This is a genomic window from Sellimonas catena (assembly GCF_027924685.1).
In the GTDB taxonomy this organism is placed as follows: domain Bacteria; phylum Bacillota; class Clostridia; order Lachnospirales; family Lachnospiraceae; genus Sellimonas; species Sellimonas catena.
Genome location: NZ_BSBO01000019.1, coordinates 32,102 through 52,465, shown reverse-complemented (window position 1 = coordinate 52,465; position 20,364 = coordinate 32,102). Strand labels below are relative to the sequence as shown.

Below are 20,364 nucleotides of genomic sequence, written 5' to 3'. Positions count from 1 at the left end.
TTTGGAGGAATACAATCGATGAAAAACTGGGTACTGCTTAGAAAGGGAGGAAATTTTACAGAGCTGGGGAAACGGTTTGGGATCCGGCCGAGAACAGCGGCGCTGATCCGCAACCGGGATATTATCGGAGAGGAGGCTTTTGACCGTTATCTGAATGGAACCATCGCGGATCTGTATGATGGAATGCTTATGAAAGATATGGATAAGGCGGTGGATCTTCTGAAGGAAAAGATTGTGGAGAAACAGAGTATCCGCATTATCGGAGATTATGACATTGACGGAGTCAATGCTACATATATTCTTCTGGAGGGGTTGAAAGGACTGGGCGCAGAAGTGGATTATGACATCCCGGATCGTGTCAGGGACGGATACGGGTTAAATATTGATCTGATTGACCGTGCGCTGGATGACAATATTGATACAATTGTGACATGTGACAACGGAATCGCAGCGCGCGAAGAGATCGCGTATGGGAAAAGTATGGGAATGGCTGTCGTTGTAACAGACCATCATGAAGTGCCGTATGAAGAATACGAAGACGGTACACGCGGCTACCTGATTCCGCCTGCCGACGCGGTGGTGGATATCAAAAGAGAGGACTGCCTGTACCCGTTCAAAGGACTGTGTGGAGCAGCTGTGGCCTACAAGCTGGTCGAGGCACTTTACAATGCCATGGGAAGAGATCCGGAAGATGTGGATTATCTGATGGAAAATGTAGCCATCGCGACGGTAGGAGACGTTATGGATCTGACCGACGAAAACCGGATTTTTGTAAAACAGGGGCTGGAAATGCTGAAGAGAACGAAAAATCCGGGACTTGCCGCGCTGATGGAATGTACCGGAGTCCATACGGACCGGCTGTCTGCCTATCATATCGGTTTTGTGATCGGACCGTGCATCAATGCCGGGGGGCGTCTGGATACAGCCAGACGGGCACTGGAGCTTCTGTGCGCAAAGACAAAAAAAGAAGCGGATCTTCTGGCGGGAGATCTGAAAGCTCTCAATGACAGCCGGAAGAATCTGACAGAGGAAGCAGTGAAAGAGGCCGTGGTCCAGGTGGAGACAACCGGATTAAAGGAGGATAAAGTACTTGTGGTGTATCTGCCAAAATGTCATGAAAGCATAGCGGGAATTGTGGCAGGACGTCTGCGGGAGCGGTACTACAAACCGGTGTTTGTCCTGACAAAGGCAGAAGAAGGAGCAAAAGGCTCCGGGCGGTCGATTGAAACCTACCATATGTACGATGAGCTGAGCAGATGCAAAGATCTTCTGACACGTTTCGGCGGACATCGTCTGGCAGCGGGGCTTTCGCTCCCGGAAGAAAAAATTCTGTCTCTTCGGAAAAAACTGAACGAAAATACGACAATGACGGAAGAAGACCTGACGGAGAAAGTTGTGATCGACATGCAGCTTCCTCTGTGTGAGATTACCGAGGATTTTGTGCAGGAACTTTCTCTTCTGGAGCCGTTTGGAAAAGGAAATACGAAACCGGTGTTTGCCCGGAGAAAGCTGCTTTTTCGGCGGGGACGGGTTATCGGAAAGCATCAAAATGTGTTGAAACTGGAAGTAGAAGATGCGGACCACACCACTATGGATGCCATCTTTTTTGGTGATCTGGAGACCTTCTTTTCCTGTCTGTCACAAAAGTACGGACCGGATGCAAAAGACCATCTTTTATATGGAAGAGGAAATCCGATTTTGATGGATGTTACTTACTATCCGGGAATCAACGATTACATGGGAAGAAGGACGCTTCAGATTACAATTCTCGATTATCGGTAATACTGATAAGAAAAAAGGCAGGATTACGCGAAAAACCTGTAGAATGCTCTGCTTTACACATTCTGGAAATAATGATATACTAAAGGATATATTCCAAAAAACGACATAATATTTGAGAGTAAAGCAGTGAAGAAACAGGTAAAGGAGGGGAATGATATGGCAGAAAAAATCAGACCGGAAGAAGTTACGACAGAAGTCCGCCAGGGGATGCGGATTGTGGACGGCCATGCTGTAAAAGAGCCTGAGGACTATCAGGACCCGGATGAGCTGTACCGTTATCTGATCGGGCATATCCATAAATATCACCCGTCAGCAGATGTTTCGCTGATTGAAAAAGCATATCAGCTGGCGAGCAAGGCCCATGCAAATCAGTTCCGAAAATCCGGAGAGGCATATATCATTCATCCTCTTTGGGTAGGCATTATTCTGGCACAGCTTGAAATGGACAAGGAAACGATTGCGGCCGGCATTCTGCATGATGTGGTAGAAGATACCGAGGTTACAAAAGAGGATATTGAAAAAGAATTCGGAGAGGAAGTAGCGCTTCTTGTGGATGGTGTTACAAAGCTGGGACAGCTTTCCTACTCTTCGGATAAGCTTGAAATGCAGGCGGAGAATTTAAGAAAGATGTTTCTCGCCATGGCAAAGGATATCCGCGTCATCATTATCAAGCTTGCCGACCGCCTTCATAATATGCGCACACTGCAGTTTATGAAGCCGGAGAAGCAGAAGGAAAAAGCGAAAGAGACGATGGACATCTATTCTCCGATCGCCCAGAGACTCGGTATTTCCAAAGTGAAGACAGAGCTGGATGACCTTGCGCTTAAGTATCTCCATCCGGAGATTTTCTATGACCTGGTGCAGCAGATTAATGAGAGAAAGACCGAGCGGGAAGAGTTTGTGGCTCAGATTGTAAGGGAAGTCTCACAGCATATGGAAAATGCCCATATCAGGGCGGAAGTCAATGGAAGAGTCAAGCATTTCTTCAGTATCTACAAAAAGATGGTTAATCAGGATAAGACGGTAGACCAGATTTACGATCTTTTTGCAGTACGGATTATTGTTGACACGGTGAAAGACTGTTACGCGGCCCTCGGCGTGATCCATGAGATGTATACACCGGTACCTGGCAGGTTTAAAGATTACATTGCCATGCCGAAGCCGAATATGTATCAGTCACTTCACACGACGCTGATGAGTTCCGTCGGACAGCCGTTTGAGATTCAGATCCGTACAAAGGAGATGCACAAGACGGCCGAATACGGAATCGCAGCCCACTGGAAATACAAAGAGTCCAATGACGGAAAGAAGAATATCAAGGCTCAGGAAGAAGAAAAGTTAAGCTGGCTCCGCCAGATCCTCGACTGGCAGAAAGACATGTCGGATAACCGGGAGTTTTTGAATCTGATCAAAGGAGACCTGGATCTGTTCGCGGAAGATGTGTACTGCTTCACCCCGAACGGAGATGTCAAAAATCTTCCGAACGGTTCCACGCCGATCGATTTTGCATACGCGATCCACAGTGCGGTGGGAAATAAAATGGTCGGTGCAAGAGTCAACGGAAAACTTGTCAAAGTAGACTACAAGATTCAGAACGGCGACCGCATCGAGATTCTGACTTCTCAGAATTCCAAGGGACCGAGCCGCGACTGGCTGAATATTGTCAAGAGCACGCAGGCTAAGAACAAGATCAACCAGTGGTTCAAAAAGCAGTTTAAAGAAGAAAATATTGTCAAAGGAAAAGAAATGCTGATTTCCTACTGCAAGGCCAAAGGCTATGAGCAGGGTAATCTGATGAAACCGAAATATCAGCAGATCGTGCAGCAGAAATACGGCTTCAAGGACTGGGATTCCGTCCTTGCGGCAATCGGACACGGCGGACTGAAAGAAGGTCAGATTGTTAACCGTCTTGCAGAAGAATATAACAAAGACCACAGACAGGAGATTACGGATGAGGCTGTACTTGAAAAGGTAGCAGAGGCATCGAAGAACGTGGTACACATCGCAAAATCGAAAAGCGGTGTCATTGTCAAAGGAATCGATGACATGGCGGTGCGCTTTTCCAGATGCTGTAATCCGCTTCCGGGCGATGAGATCGTAGGATTTGTAACCAGAGGAAGGGGTCTTACGATTCACAGGACAGACTGTATCAATGTCCTTCATCTGACAGAGAGAGAGAGAGCAAGACTCATTCCGGTAGAATGGGAGGCCGATGCTGCGGAAACTTCCGAAGGCAAATATTTTGCGGAAATCAAAATGTTTGTGGAAGATAAGCCGGGTATGCTGATGGAGATTTCCAGAGTCTTTACCGAGGCGGAGATCGATATCAAGACGATGAATGTGCGTACAAGCAAGAAGGGCGTATCTACCGTGGAGATGGGATTTGTTGTAAGAGGAAAAGAAGAGATGGGACGCCTTGTAGGCAAGCTCAGACAGATTGAAAATGTAATTGATATAGAAAGGACGACGGGCTAAAGAAAGGCCGGGGCAAAAAAAGATGAAGATTCAGACATTTGTAACAGGCATTATCGGGACAAATACCTACGTTTTATACGATGAAAACACAAAAGAGGCCGTGCTGGTCGATCCGGCAGCATGTCCGAAAAAGCTGATGAACTTTATTCAGGAGGAGGGCCTTGACATGAAGGCTGTTCTCCTGACCCACGGACATTTTGACCATATTATGGGAATCCAGGATTTCCGGAAGGTCTATGATGTGCCGGTTTACGCAGGGGAGAGGGAAGCGGCGCTTTTACAGGATGCCCACTGGAATCAGTCCGATATCTATACGAACGGATACACGTTTTCCGATGCGGTCTATGTAAAAGACGGAGAAATGCTCCACATCGCCGGTTTTGACATTCAGGTGTTCTTTACGCCGGGCCATACGCCGGGCGGAGTCTGCTATTATCTGGCGGATGAGGGAATTCTCTTCAGCGGGGATACTCTGTTCCACCATTCTGTAGGACGCACGGATTTTGAGGGAGGAAGCATGTCAGATCTGGTACGCGGGATTGAGGAAAAGCTCCTCTGTCTTCCGGATGAGACGAAAGTCCTGCCTGGTCATATGGATGCGACCACCATCGGAGAAGAGAAAAAATACAATCCGTTTTTGAGGAAATAAAACGCGGGAGAGACTATGATGAAGCTGACATGTAATGATACTTTATACACATATGACGCGTATCATCTGTTGAAAGCTTTTTATCCGGACGAAGAAATCGAACAGCAGGTTAATGAAGAGCAAGAGTCACAGGTCAGGATCGAGACAGACCGTGATTCTTGTTTTTGTGTCAGCCTGGCCGGAGAGAAAGGTGAAATCGGGCAGATGGACAGAAGCAGGAGAAAGCATCTGGTAGTAAGTGCACTTTATGAGAAACTGAGTAAAATGGCAGGAAAGAAACTGCCGTGGGGAAGTCTCACCGGGGTGCGGCCGACCAAAATGTTCATGCAGAAATTAGAAGAAGGAGTGCCGGATCAGGAGATTCTGAACTGGATTGAAAAGGAGCACTTTGTCTCGGAAGAAAAGGCGGAACTGGGACTGGCAATTGCAAAAAGGGAAAAGGAGCTGTTGTCCAGACTGGATTACGAGAATGGATACAGTCTCTATATCGGAATCCCGTTCTGCCCGACAACCTGTGCATATTGTTCCTTTACTTCTTACCCGATTGCGCAGTATCTTGATCGGATGGACGATTACCTGGATGCGCTCTGCCGGGAGCTTTCCTATATTGCAGATGTTTCCAAAGAGAAAAAACTCAATACGATCTATCTGGGAGGCGGGACGCCGACATCCCTTAGTGCATCCCGGCTTGACCGTCTGCTGACTCATCTGGAGCAGCAGTTTTCCTATGAACATCTTCTTGAGCTTACCGTGGAGGCCGGGCGGCCGGACAGCATCACAAGGGAGAAGCTGGAGGTTTTAAGAAACCACGGAATCAGCCGGATTTCAGTCAATCCTCAGACCATGCAGCAGAAGACACTGGATCTGGTAGGAAGAAGGCATACAGTGGAGGATGTGGTGCAGACGTTTCGTCTGGCCAGGGAACTCGGCTTTGAGAATATCAATATGGATCTGATTGCCGGACTGCCTGGGGAGGCGCCGGAAGATATGGAAGATACGCTGCGGCAGATCCGGGAGCTTCACCCGGACAGTCTGACGGTGCATGCCCTTGCCATCAAGCGGGCATCGAGACTGCGCCAGGAACAGAGAAGCGGAGAAGGCTTTACCGGTCACCTGCTTTCGGCAGAAGACCTGACGGCCATGATCGATGCGGCGTACCGGTGCGCGGAGGAGATGGGGCTTGTCCCGTACTATCTGTACCGCCAGAAAAATATGGCCGGAAATTTTGAGAATGTCGGATATGCAGAGGTTGACAAAGCGGGAATTTACAATATACTAATTATGGAGGAAAAACAGTCGATTATTGCGGCGGGAGCGGGTGCTTCCACGAAGATTGTCCTCCCGGAGGAAGTAGAGATGCCGGGCAGCAAAAAGAAAAAGATGACAAATCTGATCCGCATTGAAAATGTGAAAAATGTGGACGAGTACATTGCCCGGATTGACGAGATGATAGAGCGAAAAGGAGAATGGCTATGGCGTTAAAGAAAAAACCGGTCACCGGAATGAACGATATGCTCCCAAGAGAGATGGAAATCCGTGACTATGTGATACAGATGATCAAAGAGACATACCGTACATTTGGATTTTCTTCGATTGAAACTCCGTGTGTGGAACACATTGATAATCTTCTCAGCAAACAGGGAGGAGAAAATGAGCAGCTTATCTTCAAAATTTTAAAAAGAGGGGCGAAGCTGAATCTGGAGACAGCAAAGACAGAGGCGGATCTGGTGGACGGAGGACTCCGTTACGATCTGACACTGCCGCTTTCCAGATATTATGCAAATCACGCGAATGAACTGCCGTCTCCGTTTAAGGCACTGCAGATCGGAAATGTGTGGAGAGCAGACCGTCCGCAGAGAGGAAGATACCGCCAGTTCATGCAGTGCGATATCGACATCCTGGGCGAGCCGTCCAATCTTGCGGAGATCGAGCTGATCCTTACCACAAGTACACTCCTCGGAAAACTGGATTTCAAGAACTTTACTATCCGGATCAATGACAGACAGATCTTAAAGGCAATGGCTGCTTTCAGTGGATTTGCTCCGGAAAGCTTTGACGAAGTATTCATCATTCTGGACAAGATGGACAAGATCGGTCTGGAAGGTGTGGAAAGCGAGTTAAAAGAAGCGGGATATGAAGCACAGGTTGTGGAGACTTACCTGACACTGTTCAAGGAAGTGACACGTGATGTGGAAGGTATCCGTTACCTGAAAGAGAAGCTTGATGGATTTCTGGATCCGGAAGTGGCAGACGGCCTGGAGACGATCATTTCCAGCGTGGAAGCGGTAAAAGAAGCGGAGTTCAAGATGAGCTTTGACCCGACACTTGTCAGGGGAATGTCCTACTACACCGGTACGATTTTTGAGATCTCCATGGATGAGTTCGGAGGATCAGTAGGCGGAGGCGGACGCTACGACAAGATGATCGGAAAGTTTACGGGACAGGATACGCCGGCATGTGGATTTTCCATCGGATTCGAGCGGATTGTCCTGCTGCTTTTAGAAAGCGGCTATCAGGTTCCGACCAGGAAGGAAAAGAAAGCATTCCTGATTGAAAAAGGAATGCCGTCGGAAGGCATTACCCGAATCCTGGAGCTTGCGAAAGAAGAACGGGCAAAGGGATGTCAGGTTCTTGTTTCCAATATGAAGAAAAACAAGAAATTCCAGAAAGAGCAGCTTGCGCAGGACGGCTACACGGATGTGACAGAGTGCTTTGTACGGGAATTTGCGCCAAAGAGCGAAGAATAGAGCAATAATAAATGGAGGAAGAGAAAATGGCAGAATCAATGAAAGGCCTGAAAAGAACCCACCGCTGCGCAGAACTTGGCACAGCGAATATCGGTGAGACCGTCACCGTCATGGGGTGGGTGCAGAAGAACAGAAATAAAGGCGGTATTATCTTTGTTGACTTAAGAGACCGCTCCGGGATCCTGCAGTTGATATTTGAGAACGGAAGTATCGATGAAGAAGGATTTGAAAAAGCAGGAAAGCTCAGAAGCGAGTTTGTCATTGCGGCAGTAGGAACCGTGGAGGCACGTTCCGGAGCTGTCAATGAAAATCTTGCTACAGGGGCCATCGAGATACGTGTGAAAGAGCTTCGGATCCTGTCCGAGTCCGAGACTCCGCCGTTCCCGATTGAGGAAGACAGCAAGACAAAGGAAGAACTGCGTCTGAAATACCGGTTCCTGGACTTAAGAAGACCGGATATGCAGCGGAATCTCCGCATGAGAAGCCAGATCGCCACACTGACGAGACAGTTCCTGGCAGATGAAGGATTCCTTGAAATCGAGACACCGACACTGGTAAAGAGTACACCGGAAGGAGCAAGAGACTATCTGGTACCAAGTCGTGTACATCCGGGAAGCTTTTATGCGCTGCCGCAGTCTCCTCAGACATTAAAGCAGCTGCTGATGTGCTCCGGATGCGACCGCTATTTCCAGCTTGCAAGATGCTACCGGGACGAAGATCTCCGTGCAGACCGCCAGCCGGAATTTACACAGATCGACATGGAGCTTTCCTTTGTTGATGTAGATGATGTTCTGGAAGTCAACGAGCGTCTCCTTGCTTATTTGTTTAAAGAAGTTCTGGATGTGGATGTAAAGCTTCCGATCCAGAGAATGACATGGCAGGATGCAATGGACCGCTACGGTTCCGACAAGCCGGACACCCGTTTCGGAATGGAACTTGTCAATGTCAGCGAGATCGTAAAGGACTGCGGATTCGGCGTCTTTACCGGAGCTCTGGAGCAGGGCGGAAGCGTCCGCGGAATCAATGCCAAAGAACAGGGTGCAATGCCGCGTAAAAAGATTGATAAGCTTGTAGAATTTGCAAAAGGATATGGTGCAAAAGGACTTGCATATATTGCGATTCAGGAAGATGGAAGCGTGAAATCCTCCTTTGCAAAATTCATGACAGAAGAGGAAATGGCTTCCCTGATCCAGGCAATGGACGGACAGCCGGGAGACCTTCTGCTCTTTGCGGCTGACAAGAATAAGATTGTATGGGATGTACTTGGAAATCTCCGTCTTGAAATTGCAAGACAGCTGGATCTTCTGGACAAGAGCCAGTACAATTTCCTCTGGGTAACAGAGTTCCCGCTGCTTGAGTGGAATGAAGACGAGAACCGTTTCGTGGCAATGCACCATCCGTTTACCATGCCGATGGAGGAGGATCTTCAGTATCTGGACAGTGATCCGGGAAGAGTGCGCGCGAAAGCATACGATATTGTATTAAATGGAACCGAGCTCGGCGGAGGAAGTGTCCGAATCCACCAGAATGACATCCAGACAAAGATGTTTGAAGTGATCGGATTTACAAAAGAAGAGGCCGAAGAGCAGTTCGGATTCCTTCTGAATGCGTTCAAGTACGGGGTACCGCCTCATGCAGGACTTGCCTACGGACTGGACCGTCTTGTCATGCTCATGGCGAAAGAAGACAGCATCCGTGATGTCATTGCATTCCCGAAGGTGAAAGATGCATCAGACATGATGCTGGAGGCACCGTCTGAAGTAGCAGTAAAACAGCTGGAAGAGCTGGGAATCGGTGTCATCAGAAAAGAAGAGGCGGAAGCGGAAACAGAAGAGTAATTTCGTGAGAAAGAAGAAAAAAAGGGTGTTGTGGGAAACTGCAACATCCTTTTCAATTAACAGAAAACTTTGTCCTTTGTTCTGAGAGTATCTGGCATACAGGTTTCGGGGATACAGCTGTCTGAGAAAAGAAAAAACACGATTCATTTGAATCGTGTTTTAAGAGCGACAGACGGGGCTCGAACCCGCGACCCCAACCTTGGCAAGGTTGTACTCTACCAACTGAGCCACTGTCGCATGAATATCAAATTTTGAAAAAGAAGAGCGACAGACGGGGCTCGAACCCGCGACCCCGACCTTGGCAAGGTCGTACTCTACCAACTGAGCCACTGTCGCTTAATGTTTTTTGTTCACTCGGAACAAAATGTATGATACTATAAAAGAAAAGAAATGTCAACATGTTTTTTAAAAAAATTTTAAATAGAATTTACAAAGAACCGGGGGTGTCAAAATGGAGCAGAACAGTACAAAAACAGTATGGAATGAAAGACGGATGGACGGAATCGATCTGAGTGGTAAAATCCTGGAATGGGGAGATTTTACCGCCGTCAGTTTCCGGAATGCCGACTTTACAGGGTGCAGGCTTTCTAATTCAAGATTTCGGGACTGTGATCTGGAAGGAGCAAAATTTTGCGGGGCAGATTTGCAAGGGGCGGACCTTCGGGGATGCAGTCTTAAAAATGCAGACTTCCGGGGTGCGGATATCCGGCTTTCAACACTGGAAAATGCAGACCTGACCGGGGCGCGCATGGATGAGACAACCGTGGGGTATCCTATGCGCTGCCCGGAGAAAGGAGCGTTTGTAGCATACAAGAAATGTGTGTATGACCGGATTGTACAGCTCCTTGTTCCGGCAGATGCAAAGCGGAGCTCGGCCACAGGTCCGACATGCCGGTGTGATAAGGCAAAAGTACTGACAATCAGAAACTTTGACGGCACAAGGGAATTTGATGAGGCATGGTCGCTGGTGGATGAAAACTTCGTCTACCGGAAAGGGGAGTGGGTATACGCTGACTCTTTTACAGAAGACCGGTGGAAAGACTCCACTCATGGGATCCATTTCTGGATGACGAGAGAGGAGGCAATGGCATACTGAGAAATCTCTTTACGATCAGAGGACTTCGTGCTATAATCAGAGACGAAATGAACAGGCAGAGTAGAAATATGTGCGTTAAGTGCCATTCGGACGGGGAGTTGCCGGTGGACGAAAAGAAATTTCTTGCGGTACATATTTCGCATCCCGCTGCTACACATAGACAGAGACTGATATACCTGCTGTGCGTGGCAAAAGGACTACTGCAAAGGAGGTATATTTTTATGGAAAAATGCAAGAAACTACGAGACATGTTCCGGGAATCAGCCCGTGAACTCAAAGACAGCCATACCATGGTTGTCATAGCGATGCTTCTGGCACTCGCTGTGGTGCTGGGATTTTTTGGAACCGTGCAGGTGACGGACTTTCTGAAGATCGGATTTTCCTTCCTGCCAAATGAACTGGCAGCAATGCTGTTTGGACCGTCTGTGGGCGGTATTGTCGCGGGAACGGCGGATATTCTGAAGTATCTGGTAAAGCCGACGGGAGCCTTTTTCCCGGGATTTACCATCAGTGCCGTGACGGGCGGCATCCTCTATGGAATGGTTCTGTACCGGAAGCCGCTTTCCGTGGGGCGGATTGTATTTGCGAAAGTACTTGTCGCAGTTCTGGTCAACACCTGTCTGAACACGTACTGGCTTACTGTCATGTACGGAAGTTCCTTTGCGGCGCTGCTTCCGGCAAGACTTCTGAAACAGATGGTGATGGTGCCGGTGGAGACGGTGCTGTTTTATCTCGTAGTACGGACATTATCCAGAGCAAAAGTATTTGCATTGATGAAATCAAATTAAAATGGAGAAAAACGGAGGTAGCAATATGAGTTATGCGGATCAGGTATTTGTCAGCATGTGCAGAGACATTATCGATCACGGCACAAGTACAGAAGGAGAAAAGGTGCGGCCAAAGTGGGAAGACGGAACACCTGCCTATACGATCAAGAAGTTTGCGGTTGTAAACCGGTATGATCTTGCGAAAGAATTTCCGGCACTGACCCTTCGGAAAACAGGGATCAAGAGCTGTACCGATGAGATGCTCTGGATCTGGCAGCGCAAATCCAACAACATCCATGACCTGAAACCTCATATCTGGGACAGCTGGGCAGATGAAGACGGATCCATCGGAAAGGCGTACGGATATCAGATGGGAGTGAAACATCAGTATAAGGAAGGAATGATGGATCAGGTAGACCGTGTTATCTATGATCTGAAGCACAATCCGTACAGCAGGCGGATTCTGACCAACATCTATGTTCATCAGGATCTGCATGAAATGAATCTGTATCCGTGTGCATACAGCATGACCTTCAACGTGACGAAGCGTCCGGACAGTGAAAAACTGGTGCTGAACGGAATCCTGAACCAGCGTTCCCAGGACGTGCTGGCGGCAAACAACTGGAATGTCTGTCAGTATGCGGTGCTGATGCATATGATGGCGCAGGTTTGTGACATGCAGGTGGGCGAGTTTGTTCATGTGATCGCGGACGCGCACATTTATGACCGTCACATTCCGCTTGTGGAGGAGCTGATTTCAAGAGAGCAGCACGAAGCGCCTAAATTCTGGCTGAACCCGGATGTAAAAGATTTCTATGACTTTACGCCGGATGACGTCCGTCTGGATGATTATGCGACAGGACCGCAGATTAAAAATATTCCGATTGCGGTATAAAGAAGAGGAGGCACACAGATGAATCTGATTGTGAATGTAGACAAAAACTGGGCTATCGGGAATAAAAACAAGCTGCTTGTCAGCATCCCGGCAGATATGAAGTTTTTCCGGGAGACAACAACAGGAAACGTGGTTGTTATGGGCAGAAAGACACTGGAAAGCTTTCCTGGCGGACAGCCGTTGAAGAACAGAACGAATATCGTCCTTACAAGAGACGCGCATTATCAGGTAAAAGGAGCAGTTGTAGTACACAGTCTGGAGGAACTTCTGGAGGAACTGAAGCAGTATCCGGATGAGAGTATCTATGTGATCGGAGGGGAGAGCGTTTACCGGATGATGCTCCCGTACTGTACCGAGGCTTATGTGACAAAGACGGACCATGCCTATGACGCGGATACATATTTCCCGAATCTGGATGAAGAGGAAGACTGGATCCTGGAAGGAGAGTCTGACGAGCAGACATATTTCGATCTGGAATACATATTTACAAGATACAGAAAAAGAACTACAAAAGACTGATGCCGGAGAAAAAGCTTGACAACAGATATCCCCACCCCGTATAATGTCAATAATTACTTTAACGAGACAGAGAAATGTAGTGAGTGGGAGGAGTACCTCCCGGCCGGATGCAAAGAGAGAAGGCGGGTGGTGGAAGTCTTCGTGACGGCGGGTGGGAACTGGCCCATGAACAGCGGACTGAAAAGGTCTTATCCGATGCAGGAAGTAAGATGTGATTAGGCTCCGACGTTGTTCCAGCGTTATCGGGAAACAGTATGAAAGTACTGGTTGAGTGCAGAGAAATTCTGAAGTTAGGTGGTATCACGGAGTTATTCGCCCTAAGCAAAGGCTTAGGGCGTTTTTTTCTACAGGAAGTCTTTTCGGATGCCCTGGGGAATAAAATTTCCGTACAGATGCAGGGAAGAATAGAGAGCCTTGACAAGGAGAAGGAAAAGGAGGAAACGGCATGAGGAAAATCAGTGGAAACAAGCTTCTTGTAAAAGCATTAAAAGAAGAAGGTGTGGATACGCTCTTTGGTTATCCGGGGGCATGTACGATTGATATCAGCGATGAGCTTTATAAACAGGGAGATATCAAGATCATTCTCCCAAGACACGAGCAGGCACTGGTTCACGAGGCGGATGCTTACGCAAGATCAACGGGCAAGGTCGGGGTCTGCCTTGTAACAAGCGGACCCGGAGCGACGAACCTGGTAACCGGTCTTGCCACGGCAAACTATGACAGTGTGCCGCTTGTATGTTTTACAGGACAGGTGGCGCGGCATCTGATTGGAAATGACGCATTCCAGGAGGTCGACATTGTAGGAATTACAAGAAGCATCACCAAATACGGAGTGACGGTACATAGAAGAGAAGATCTGGGAAGAATTATAAAAGAAGCGTTTTACATCGCAAGAAGCGGGAAACCGGGACCTGTTCTCGTAGATCTTCCGAAAGACGTGATGGGCGAGCTTGGCTCTCCGGAATATCCGTCAGAGGTCAATATCCGCGGCTATAAGCCGAACACCAGCGTTCACATTGGCCAGTTAAAACGCGCGGTCAAGCTGTTAAACCACGCGAAGAGACCGCTGTTTCTTGCAGGAGGCGGAGTGAATATTGCGGAAGCCAATGAAGCCTTTACAAGACTGGTGGAAAAGACGAAAATTCCGGTGGTCACAACGGTAATGGGAAGAGGCGCTGTTCCGACGAATCATCCGTATTATGTGGCAAACCTTGGTATGCACGGAGCCTACGCGGCCAATATGGCGGTGGAAGAGTGCGATGTGCTGTTTTCCATCGGTACAAGATTCAATGACCGGATCACAGGAAAGCTGCACGCGTTTGCGCCGAACGCAAAGATTGTACATATCGATATTGATACGGCGTCCATCTCCAAGAATATCCATGTGGATGTGCCGATTGTAGCGGACGCAAAGGAAGCAATCGAAAAGATGCTGGAGTACGCGGAAGAGAAGGATACAAAAGAGTGGATGGAGAAAATTCAGGGCTGGGAGCAGGAACACCCGCTTCAGATGAAGAAGAGGGGAAATGTCATGCTTCCGCAGGATATTATCGAGGGAATCAATCATGTTTTTGATGAAGGAATCATTGTAACGGATGTAGGACAGCATCAGATGTTCGCGGCACAGTATGCGGAGATTACGCCGAAGAAACGCCTTCTGATGTCGGGAGGACTTGGCACGATGGGATATGGATTCCCGGGAGGAATCGGAGCAAAGATCGGCAATCCGGATAAACCGGTGATCGTTATTTCCGGTGATGGAGGCATGCAGATGAATATTCAGGAATTTGCCACAGCGGTTCTCGAAGAGCTGCCGATTATTATCTGTGTTCTGAATAATACCTACCTTGGAATGGTGCGTCAGTGGCAGAAGCTGTTTTACGGCAAACGCTACGCCATGACCAATCTTCTTGCAGGGGCTGCTCTGCGCCGCGGGGATGAAAAGCTGCCGGAATATACACCGGACTTTGTGAAACTTGCAGAAAGCTACGGGGCAAAGGGAATGCGTGTGGAGAAGAAAGAGGATATCGAGGCGGCACTTCTGGAAGCCTCAAAAGAGACGAAGGTACCGACACTGATCGAATTCATCATCGATCCGGAAGAAGTGGTCTACCCGATGGTGAAGCCAAACGGTACGCTCCATGAGATGCTGATGGACTGCTAGAGAAGGAGGAAATGGAAATGAATGGAATGTTGAAAAAAAGATGGATCTCTCTTTATGTGGAAAATCAGATTGGTGTGCTTTCCAAGATTTCCGGGTTGTTTTCGGCAAAATGCTATAATCTGGAAAGTCTGACGGTGGGACGGACAGAAGACCCGACGATTTCCAGAATGACGATCGAAACGCATTGTGATGAGGAGACTTTTGAACAGATTAAGAAACAGCTGAACCGGATGGTGGAAGTGATCAAGGTCATCGATTTTACGGATCTTTCAGTCTGCATGAAGGAGATCCTGTATGTCAAAGTGAAAAAATGCAGTCTGGAGGAAAAGACAGAGCTTTTCCAGATTGCCGAGACCTTCAAGGCGGAAGTGATCGATTACGGGAAAGACAGTATGCTGCTTGAATTTTTGCAGACGGCCACCAAAAATGATGCGGTTGTCAAGCTTTTGAAAGAAGAATTCCGGGATGTGGAAGTCGTGCGGGGCGGAAGCGTCGGAATTGAAGCAATCAGTATGGCAGAGCGGTAGCAGGAAAATCATACGGATTCAAAAAAAACAGAGCGCACTCTTGAATTTTTTCCAAAACAGTCTTATACTAGAAAAATAAGAAAACAAGATTGGAGTGGATGGAAATGGAAAAGAAAAATTTGGACTGGTCAAATCTGGGTTTCGGGTATATCCAGACCGATAAAAGATATGTTTCCAATTTTAAAGACGGTGCGTGGGACGATGGATGTCTGACATCCGATGCCAGTATCGTACTCAACGAGTGTGCGGGTGTGTTCCAGTATGCACAGACCGTATTTGAAGGATTAAAGGCATACACAACAGAAGACGGAAAGATTGTAACATTCCGTCCGGACTTAAATGCTGAGAGAATGATCGATTCGGCAAAGAGACTGGAAATGCCGGCATTTCCGAAAGAGCGCTTTATCGATGCGGTAACACAGACAGTAAAAGCAAATGCCGCATGGGTACCTCCATTCGGTTCCGGGGCAACCCTTTACATCCGGCCTTATATGTTCGGTTCCAGTCCGGTGATCGGTGTGAGTCCGGCGGCTGAATACCAGTTCCGCATTTTAACCACTCCGGTCGGACCATATTTTAAAGGCGGAGCAAAGCCGATTACGATCAAGGTTTCTGATTTTGACAGAGCGGCACCGCACGGAACCGGCCATATCAAGGCAGGACTGAACTACGCCATGAGCCTTCATGCAATTGTGACAGCACACGAAGAAGGCTATGCGGAAAACATGTATCTCGACGCCGCTACAAGAACAAAGGTAGAGGAGACAGGCGGAGCCAACTTTATCTTTATCACAAAAGATAAAAAAGTTGTAACACCGAAATCATCCTCCATCCTCCCGTCCATTACAAGACGCTCGCTCCTTTACGTGGCAAAAGAGTATCTTGGGCTTGAGACAGAAGAACGGGAAGTGACTCTGGAAGAAGTTCCGGAATTTGCGGAATGCGGACTGTGCGGTACAGCTGCCGTTGTTTCTCCGGTGGGCAAGATTGTAGACCACGGAAGAGAAATCTGTTTTGCAAGCGGCATGGATGAGATGGGACCGGTGACAAAACAGCTCTATGACACATTGACAGGAATCCAGATGGGGCGGATCGAGGCTCCGGAAGGATGGATTCATGTAATTGAATAAGGAAAATGGAACAGATCCTCCGGGCAAGATGTCCGGGGGATTTTGATTTCCCCTTTAAAAAATATGGAAATCATGCTATAATAAGCCGGATTTATAGTCGGCGGGAGATGATCAAATGGATGCATATACAGGATTTGCGGAAGTATACGATACATTTATGGACAATGTCCCATATGCAGAATGGACAGAATATTATGCGGGGATTCTGAAAGAAAACGGAATCCGGGACGGGCTCGTTCTGGATCTTGGATGCGGCACCGGAAGCATGACAGAGCTTCTGGCAGGGCTTGGCTATGACATGATTGGAGTGGATAATTCGGAAGAGATGCTGGAGATTGCTTCGGAGAAGAAAGCGGCTTCCGGACATGATATCCTTTATCTTCTTCAGGATATGAGGGAGTTTGAGCTCTACGGTACGGTCCGCGCAGTCATAAGCGCCTGTGATTCCGTCAATTATATTACGGAGCCCGAAGAGCTGGCAGAGATGTTTGCACTGGTGAACAACTATCTGGATCCGGGCGGACTGTTTTTGTTTGATTTTAATACAGAATATAAATACAGGGAGATCCTGGGGGATACAACGATTGCGGAAAACAGAGACGAGTGCAGTTTTATCTGGGAGAATTTTTATGACCCTCAGGAGCGGATCAACGAGTATGATCTGACGATTTTTGTACGTGAGGGAGAACTGTACAGAAAGTTTGAAGAAACCCATTTTCAGAGAGGCTATACGGTCAGGGAAGTGACGGACTGTCTGAGGAAAGCCGGCATGGAACTTGTTGCGATGTATGACGGCTTTACGAAAGAGCAGCCGGACGAAGAAAGCACCCGCATCTGTGTAGTGGCAAGAGAATGTGGAAAGAACAGAGCCGAATAAAGAAAGAAATGAGGAATCAGTAATGAAAGATTATTTAGTAAGAGCAACCGCGGCGGGCAGCCAGATCCGTGCGTTTGCGGTGACATCGACAGAGATGGTAGAGACAGCACGACAGCACCACAATACAAGCCCTGTTGCGACCGCTGCGCTTGGAAGACTGCTGACAGCCGGAGCCATGATGGGAAGCATGATGAAAAATGATACGGACATCCTGACCATCCAGATCAAATGTGACGGACCGATTCAGGGACTGACGGTGACAGCAGACAGTAAAGCCAATGTCAAAGGATATGTGGAAAATCCGGATGTGATGCTTCCGCCTAAGAACGGCAAGCTGGATGTAGGCGGCGCACTGGGACTTGGCATTTTAAATGTCATCAAAGATATGGGATTGAAAGAGCCGTATGTGGGACAGACGATCCTTCAGACCGGTGAAATCGGAGATGACCTGACTTATTACTTTGCAAATTCCGAACAGGTACCGTCCTCGGTAGGACTGGGAGTTCTGATGGAAAAAGACAATACGGTGAAATGTGCCGGAGGATTTATCGTGCAGGTAATGCCGTTTGTGGAAGAAAAAGTGCTGGAACAGCTGGAGGAAAATATCAGCAACATCCATTCTGTTACTGCGCTTCTGGAACAGGGACATACACCGGAATCTCTGCTTCAGGAAGTATTAAAAGGAATGGATATTGAGATTACTGATACCCTTCCGACACAGTTCTACTGTGACTGTTCTAAGACAAAGATTGAAAAGGCAATTATCAGTATCGGGGAAAAAGAGATCAAAGAGATGATTGATGAAGGAAAAGACATTGAAGTGAAGTGCCATTTCTGTAACACTGCATACAGCTTCAGTGTGGACGAGCTTTCCGCTCTGTTAAAACAGGCAAAGAAAAAATAAAAAGGAAAAGAGGAACGGGGCATGAAACAGGGATTTATCAAAGTGGCGGCGGCTACACCTGATATCCGTGTGGCAGATACGGCATTTAATACAGAAGAAATTATAAAAAAGATGAAAGAGGCAGCGGGAAACGGCGCAAAGATCATTGTCTTTCCGGAGCTTTGCATCACCGGATATACCTGTGGTGATCTGTTTACCCAGGATATTCTTCTGGAACAGGCAAAAGCAGGACTTTGCAGGATTGCCGAAGAAACAAAAGAACTGGAATCGGTTGTTTTTGTCGGATGTCCTCTTGCGGTGGACGGTGAGCTGTACAACACGGCAGCGGCCCTGAATAAGGGAAAGATTCTTGGATTTACAACAAAGACGTTCCTTCCGAATTACGGAGAGTTTTATGAAATGCGTCAGTTCACTCCGGGACCGGAAGAGGTAAGAATGATCCGGTTTGCAGGAGAAGAAATACCATTCGGTCCGCAGATCCTTTTTGAGTCCATGGAGACTGAGGGACTGATCCTGTCAGCGGAGATCTGTGAGGATGTGTGGTCCCCGGTTCCGCCAAGCATCAAGGCGGCGCTGGAAGGAGCTGTGATTCTTGTGAACTGCTCCGCGAGTGATGAGACAATCGGAAAGAACCGTTACCGGGAGGAATTGATCAAAGGACAGTCAGCCAGACTGATTGCGGGATATGTTTACGCCAACGCAGGGGAAGGAGAGTCCACCACGGATGTTGTGTTCGGCGGACACAATCTGATTGCGGAAAACGGGACGATACTGAAAGCTTCCCGGCGGTTTGCGAATGAAACAATCTACAGCGAAATTGATATCAAGCGGCTGCTGTCCGAGCGCCGGAAAAATACGACATTCCGTTCTGCGGCAAAAAAGACACTGCCGGTTGTTCCGTTTTCCGTCAAAGAAGAGGAGACGGCCCTTACAAGAACCTTTTCCCCGGCACCATTCGTTCCGCAGGATGAAAAGGAACGTGCCGAAAGATGCGAAGAGATTCTGTCTATTCAGGCTATGGGGCTGAAAAAAAGACTGGTTCATACAAAGGCTTCCGGAGCAGTAGTCGGCATTTCCGGCGGACTGGACTCCACTTTGGCGCTCCTTGTGACGGCAAAGGCTTTTGATATGATTGGAATTCCAAGATCCCGGATCAAGGCGGTGACCATGCCTTGCTTCGGGACGACAGACCGGACATACAGAAACGCCTGCCAGATGTCATGCAGACTTGGTGCTTCTCTTCTGGAAGTGCCGATCCGGGAAGCGGTGACTGTACATTTCCGCGATATCGGCCATGATCTGAATGACCACAGTGTGACATATGAAAACGGTCAGGCAAGGGAACGGACACAGGTGCTGATGGATCTTGCCAACAAAGACGGAGGACTTGTCATCGGAACGGGGGATATGTCAGAGCTTGCTCTTGGCTGGGCGACGTATAACGGAGACCACATGTCCATGTACGGTGTCAACGCCTCTGTACCGAAAACGCTGGTGCGCCATCTGGTACAGTACTATGCGGACACCTGCGGGGATGAAGAGCTTCAGAAGATTCTGCTGGATGTGCTGGATACACCGGTAAGTCCGGAGCTTCTGCCGCCGGAGGACGGTCAGATTGCGCAGAAGACAGAAGATCTGGTGGGACCGTATGAGCTTCATGATTTTTACCTTTATTATGTGCTGCGTTTTGGATATGAGCCGTCCAAAATTTACCGGATTGCAAAGCATGCATTTAAAAGTGTCTATGATGATGAGACGATTCTGAAATGGCTGAAGAAATTCTACTGGAGATTCTTCTCACAGCAGTTTAAGCGTTCCTGCCTTCCGGATGGACCGAAAGTAGGTACGGTGGCTCTGTCTCCAAGGGGAGACTGGAGGATGCCAAGCGATGCTTCGGCGGCTGTCTGGATTCAGGATCTGGAACGGTTATAAGAGAAAGAGATAAAAGAAAGAGGGCGGATATCTTCCGGACTGTCCGGACATGAATCCGCCCC

The 20,364-nt window shown here is 48.1% G+C and carries 16 protein-coding genes, 2 tRNA genes, 1 riboswitch and 1 other annotated feature; of the genes, 16 read left to right on the top strand and 2 right to left on the bottom strand.

The window, feature by feature from the left end:
• The first annotated feature begins 18 nt into the window (after positions 1-18).
• From recJ to aspS, 6 genes are all read left to right on the top strand, one after another.
• Positions 19-1,782, top strand: a complete 1,764-nt coding sequence (gene recJ, locus Selli1_RS09985) for a single-stranded-DNA-specific exonuclease RecJ (protein ID WP_087168373.1) — start codon at positions 19-21, stop codon at positions 1,780-1,782.
• A gap of 156 nt (positions 1,783-1,938) precedes the next feature.
• Positions 1,939-4,257, top strand: coding sequence for a RelA/SpoT family protein (locus Selli1_RS09980; protein WP_087252567.1), 2,319 nt, complete (start codon positions 1,939-1,941; stop codon positions 4,255-4,257).
• 22 nt (positions 4,258-4,279) lie between these two features.
• On the top strand, positions 4,280-4,906 hold the full coding sequence (locus Selli1_RS09975) for an MBL fold metallo-hydrolase (protein ID WP_087168309.1): 627 nt from the start codon (positions 4,280-4,282) through the stop codon (positions 4,904-4,906).
• Positions 4,907-4,921: 15 nt separating this feature from the next.
• Positions 4,922-6,388 (top strand): coproporphyrinogen dehydrogenase HemZ, encoded by a 1,467-nt coding sequence (gene hemZ / locus Selli1_RS09970; RefSeq protein ID WP_087168308.1) that lies wholly within the window; start codon positions 4,922-4,924, stop codon positions 6,386-6,388.
• Positions 6,379-7,653, top strand: coding sequence for a histidine--tRNA ligase (hisS, locus tag Selli1_RS09965; protein ID WP_281872920.1), 1,275 nt, complete (start codon positions 6,379-6,381; stop codon positions 7,651-7,653). Before hemZ ends, hisS begins: the two co-directional genes overlap by 10 nt.
• A gap of 26 nt (positions 7,654-7,679) precedes the next feature.
• Positions 7,680-9,491, top strand: a complete 1,812-nt coding sequence (gene aspS, locus Selli1_RS09960) for an aspartate--tRNA ligase (RefSeq protein ID WP_087252631.1) — start codon at positions 7,680-7,682, stop codon at positions 9,489-9,491.
• A gap of 164 nt (positions 9,492-9,655) precedes the next feature.
• On the opposite strand, the gene Selli1_RS09955 is transcribed toward aspS, so the two are convergent.
• Positions 9,656-9,728 (bottom strand) — tRNA-Gly (locus Selli1_RS09955).
• A gap of 26 nt (positions 9,729-9,754) precedes the next feature.
• Positions 9,755-9,827 (bottom strand) — tRNA-Gly (locus tag Selli1_RS09950).
• A 115-nt stretch (positions 9,828-9,942) separates the two neighbouring features.
• Between Selli1_RS09950 and Selli1_RS09945 the strand changes: the two genes are divergently transcribed.
• From Selli1_RS09945 to Selli1_RS09900, 10 genes are all read left to right on the top strand, one after another.
• A complete protein-coding gene (locus Selli1_RS09945) occupies positions 9,943-10,587 on the top strand; it encodes a pentapeptide repeat-containing protein (protein ID WP_087252568.1) in 645 nt (214 codons plus the stop codon).
• Between the two features lie 54 nt (positions 10,588-10,641).
• Positions 10,642-10,739: riboswitch (THF riboswitch) on the top strand.
• Between the two features lie 69 nt (positions 10,740-10,808).
• Positions 10,809-11,375: a folate family ECF transporter S component gene (locus Selli1_RS09940; RefSeq protein WP_281872919.1), complete on the top strand. Its 567-nt coding sequence runs from the start codon at positions 10,809-10,811 to the stop codon at positions 11,373-11,375.
• Positions 11,376-11,400: 25 nt separating this feature from the next.
• On the top strand, positions 11,401-12,249 hold the full coding sequence (gene thyA / locus Selli1_RS09935; RefSeq protein ID WP_087168304.1) for a thymidylate synthase: 849 nt from the start codon (positions 11,401-11,403) through the stop codon (positions 12,247-12,249).
• 18 nt (positions 12,250-12,267) lie between these two features.
• The gene (locus Selli1_RS09930; RefSeq protein ID WP_087168303.1) at positions 12,268-12,768 is read left to right on the top strand and encodes a dihydrofolate reductase; all 501 of its coding nucleotides are present in this window, start codon (positions 12,268-12,270) and stop codon (positions 12,766-12,768) included.
• Positions 12,769-12,838: 70 nt separating this feature from the next.
• Positions 12,839-13,091, top strand: a binding site (T-box leader).
• 122 nt (positions 13,092-13,213) lie between these two features.
• Positions 13,214-14,932, top strand: coding sequence for a biosynthetic-type acetolactate synthase large subunit (ilvB, locus tag Selli1_RS09925; RefSeq protein WP_087168300.1), 1,719 nt, complete (start codon positions 13,214-13,216; stop codon positions 14,930-14,932).
• A gap of 17 nt (positions 14,933-14,949) precedes the next feature.
• On the top strand, positions 14,950-15,459 hold the full coding sequence (gene ilvN / locus Selli1_RS09920; protein WP_087168299.1) for an acetolactate synthase small subunit: 510 nt from the start codon (positions 14,950-14,952) through the stop codon (positions 15,457-15,459).
• A 104-nt stretch (positions 15,460-15,563) separates the two neighbouring features.
• Positions 15,564-16,589: a branched-chain amino acid aminotransferase gene (locus tag Selli1_RS09915; protein ID WP_281872918.1), complete on the top strand. Its 1,026-nt coding sequence runs from the start codon at positions 15,564-15,566 to the stop codon at positions 16,587-16,589.
• Positions 16,590-16,704: 115 nt separating this feature from the next.
• Entirely contained in the window at positions 16,705-17,466 is a 762-nt protein-coding gene (locus Selli1_RS09910) for a class I SAM-dependent DNA methyltransferase (RefSeq protein ID WP_281872917.1), read from the top strand.
• A gap of 22 nt (positions 17,467-17,488) precedes the next feature.
• Positions 17,489-18,370 (top strand): Hsp33 family molecular chaperone HslO, encoded by an 882-nt coding sequence (gene hslO, locus Selli1_RS09905; RefSeq protein ID WP_087168296.1) that lies wholly within the window; start codon positions 17,489-17,491, stop codon positions 18,368-18,370.
• Between the two features lie 21 nt (positions 18,371-18,391).
• Positions 18,392-20,302: an NAD(+) synthase gene (locus Selli1_RS09900; protein WP_281872916.1), complete on the top strand. Its 1,911-nt coding sequence runs from the start codon at positions 18,392-18,394 to the stop codon at positions 20,300-20,302.
• The last annotated feature ends 62 nt before the right edge of the window (positions 20,303-20,364 follow it).

Coding starts and splice junctions, on each gene's coding strand:
- Selli1_RS09915 (WP_281872918.1), top strand. CDS start 15,564: ATGGAAAAGAAAAATTTGGACTGGTCAAATCTGGGTTTCGGGTATATC.
- Selli1_RS09940 (WP_281872919.1), top strand. CDS start 10,809: ATGGAAAAATGCAAGAAACTACGAGACATGTTCCGGGAATCAGCCCGT.
- Selli1_RS09930 (WP_087168303.1), top strand. CDS start 12,268: ATGAATCTGATTGTGAATGTAGACAAAAACTGGGCTATCGGGAATAAA.
- Selli1_RS09975 (WP_087168309.1), top strand. CDS start 4,280: ATGAAGATTCAGACATTTGTAACAGGCATTATCGGGACAAATACCTAC.
- Selli1_RS09910 (WP_281872917.1), top strand. CDS start 16,705: ATGGATGCATATACAGGATTTGCGGAAGTATACGATACATTTATGGAC.
- thyA (WP_087168304.1), top strand. CDS start 11,401: ATGAGTTATGCGGATCAGGTATTTGTCAGCATGTGCAGAGACATTATC.
- Selli1_RS09900 (WP_281872916.1), top strand. CDS start 18,392: ATGAAACAGGGATTTATCAAAGTGGCGGCGGCTACACCTGATATCCGT.
- recJ (WP_087168373.1), top strand. CDS start 19: ATGAAAAACTGGGTACTGCTTAGAAAGGGAGGAAATTTTACAGAGCTG.
- Selli1_RS09945 (WP_087252568.1), top strand. CDS start 9,943: ATGGAGCAGAACAGTACAAAAACAGTATGGAATGAAAGACGGATGGAC.
- hisS (WP_281872920.1), top strand. CDS start 6,379: ATGGCGTTAAAGAAAAAACCGGTCACCGGAATGAACGATATGCTCCCA.
- hemZ (WP_087168308.1), top strand. CDS start 4,922: ATGATGAAGCTGACATGTAATGATACTTTATACACATATGACGCGTAT.
- Selli1_RS09980 (WP_087252567.1), top strand. CDS start 1,939: ATGGCAGAAAAAATCAGACCGGAAGAAGTTACGACAGAAGTCCGCCAG.
- ilvB (WP_087168300.1), top strand. CDS start 13,214: ATGAGGAAAATCAGTGGAAACAAGCTTCTTGTAAAAGCATTAAAAGAA.
- ilvN (WP_087168299.1), top strand. CDS start 14,950: ATGAATGGAATGTTGAAAAAAAGATGGATCTCTCTTTATGTGGAAAAT.
- hslO (WP_087168296.1), top strand. CDS start 17,489: ATGAAAGATTATTTAGTAAGAGCAACCGCGGCGGGCAGCCAGATCCGT.
- aspS (WP_087252631.1), top strand. CDS start 7,680: ATGGCAGAATCAATGAAAGGCCTGAAAAGAACCCACCGCTGCGCAGAA.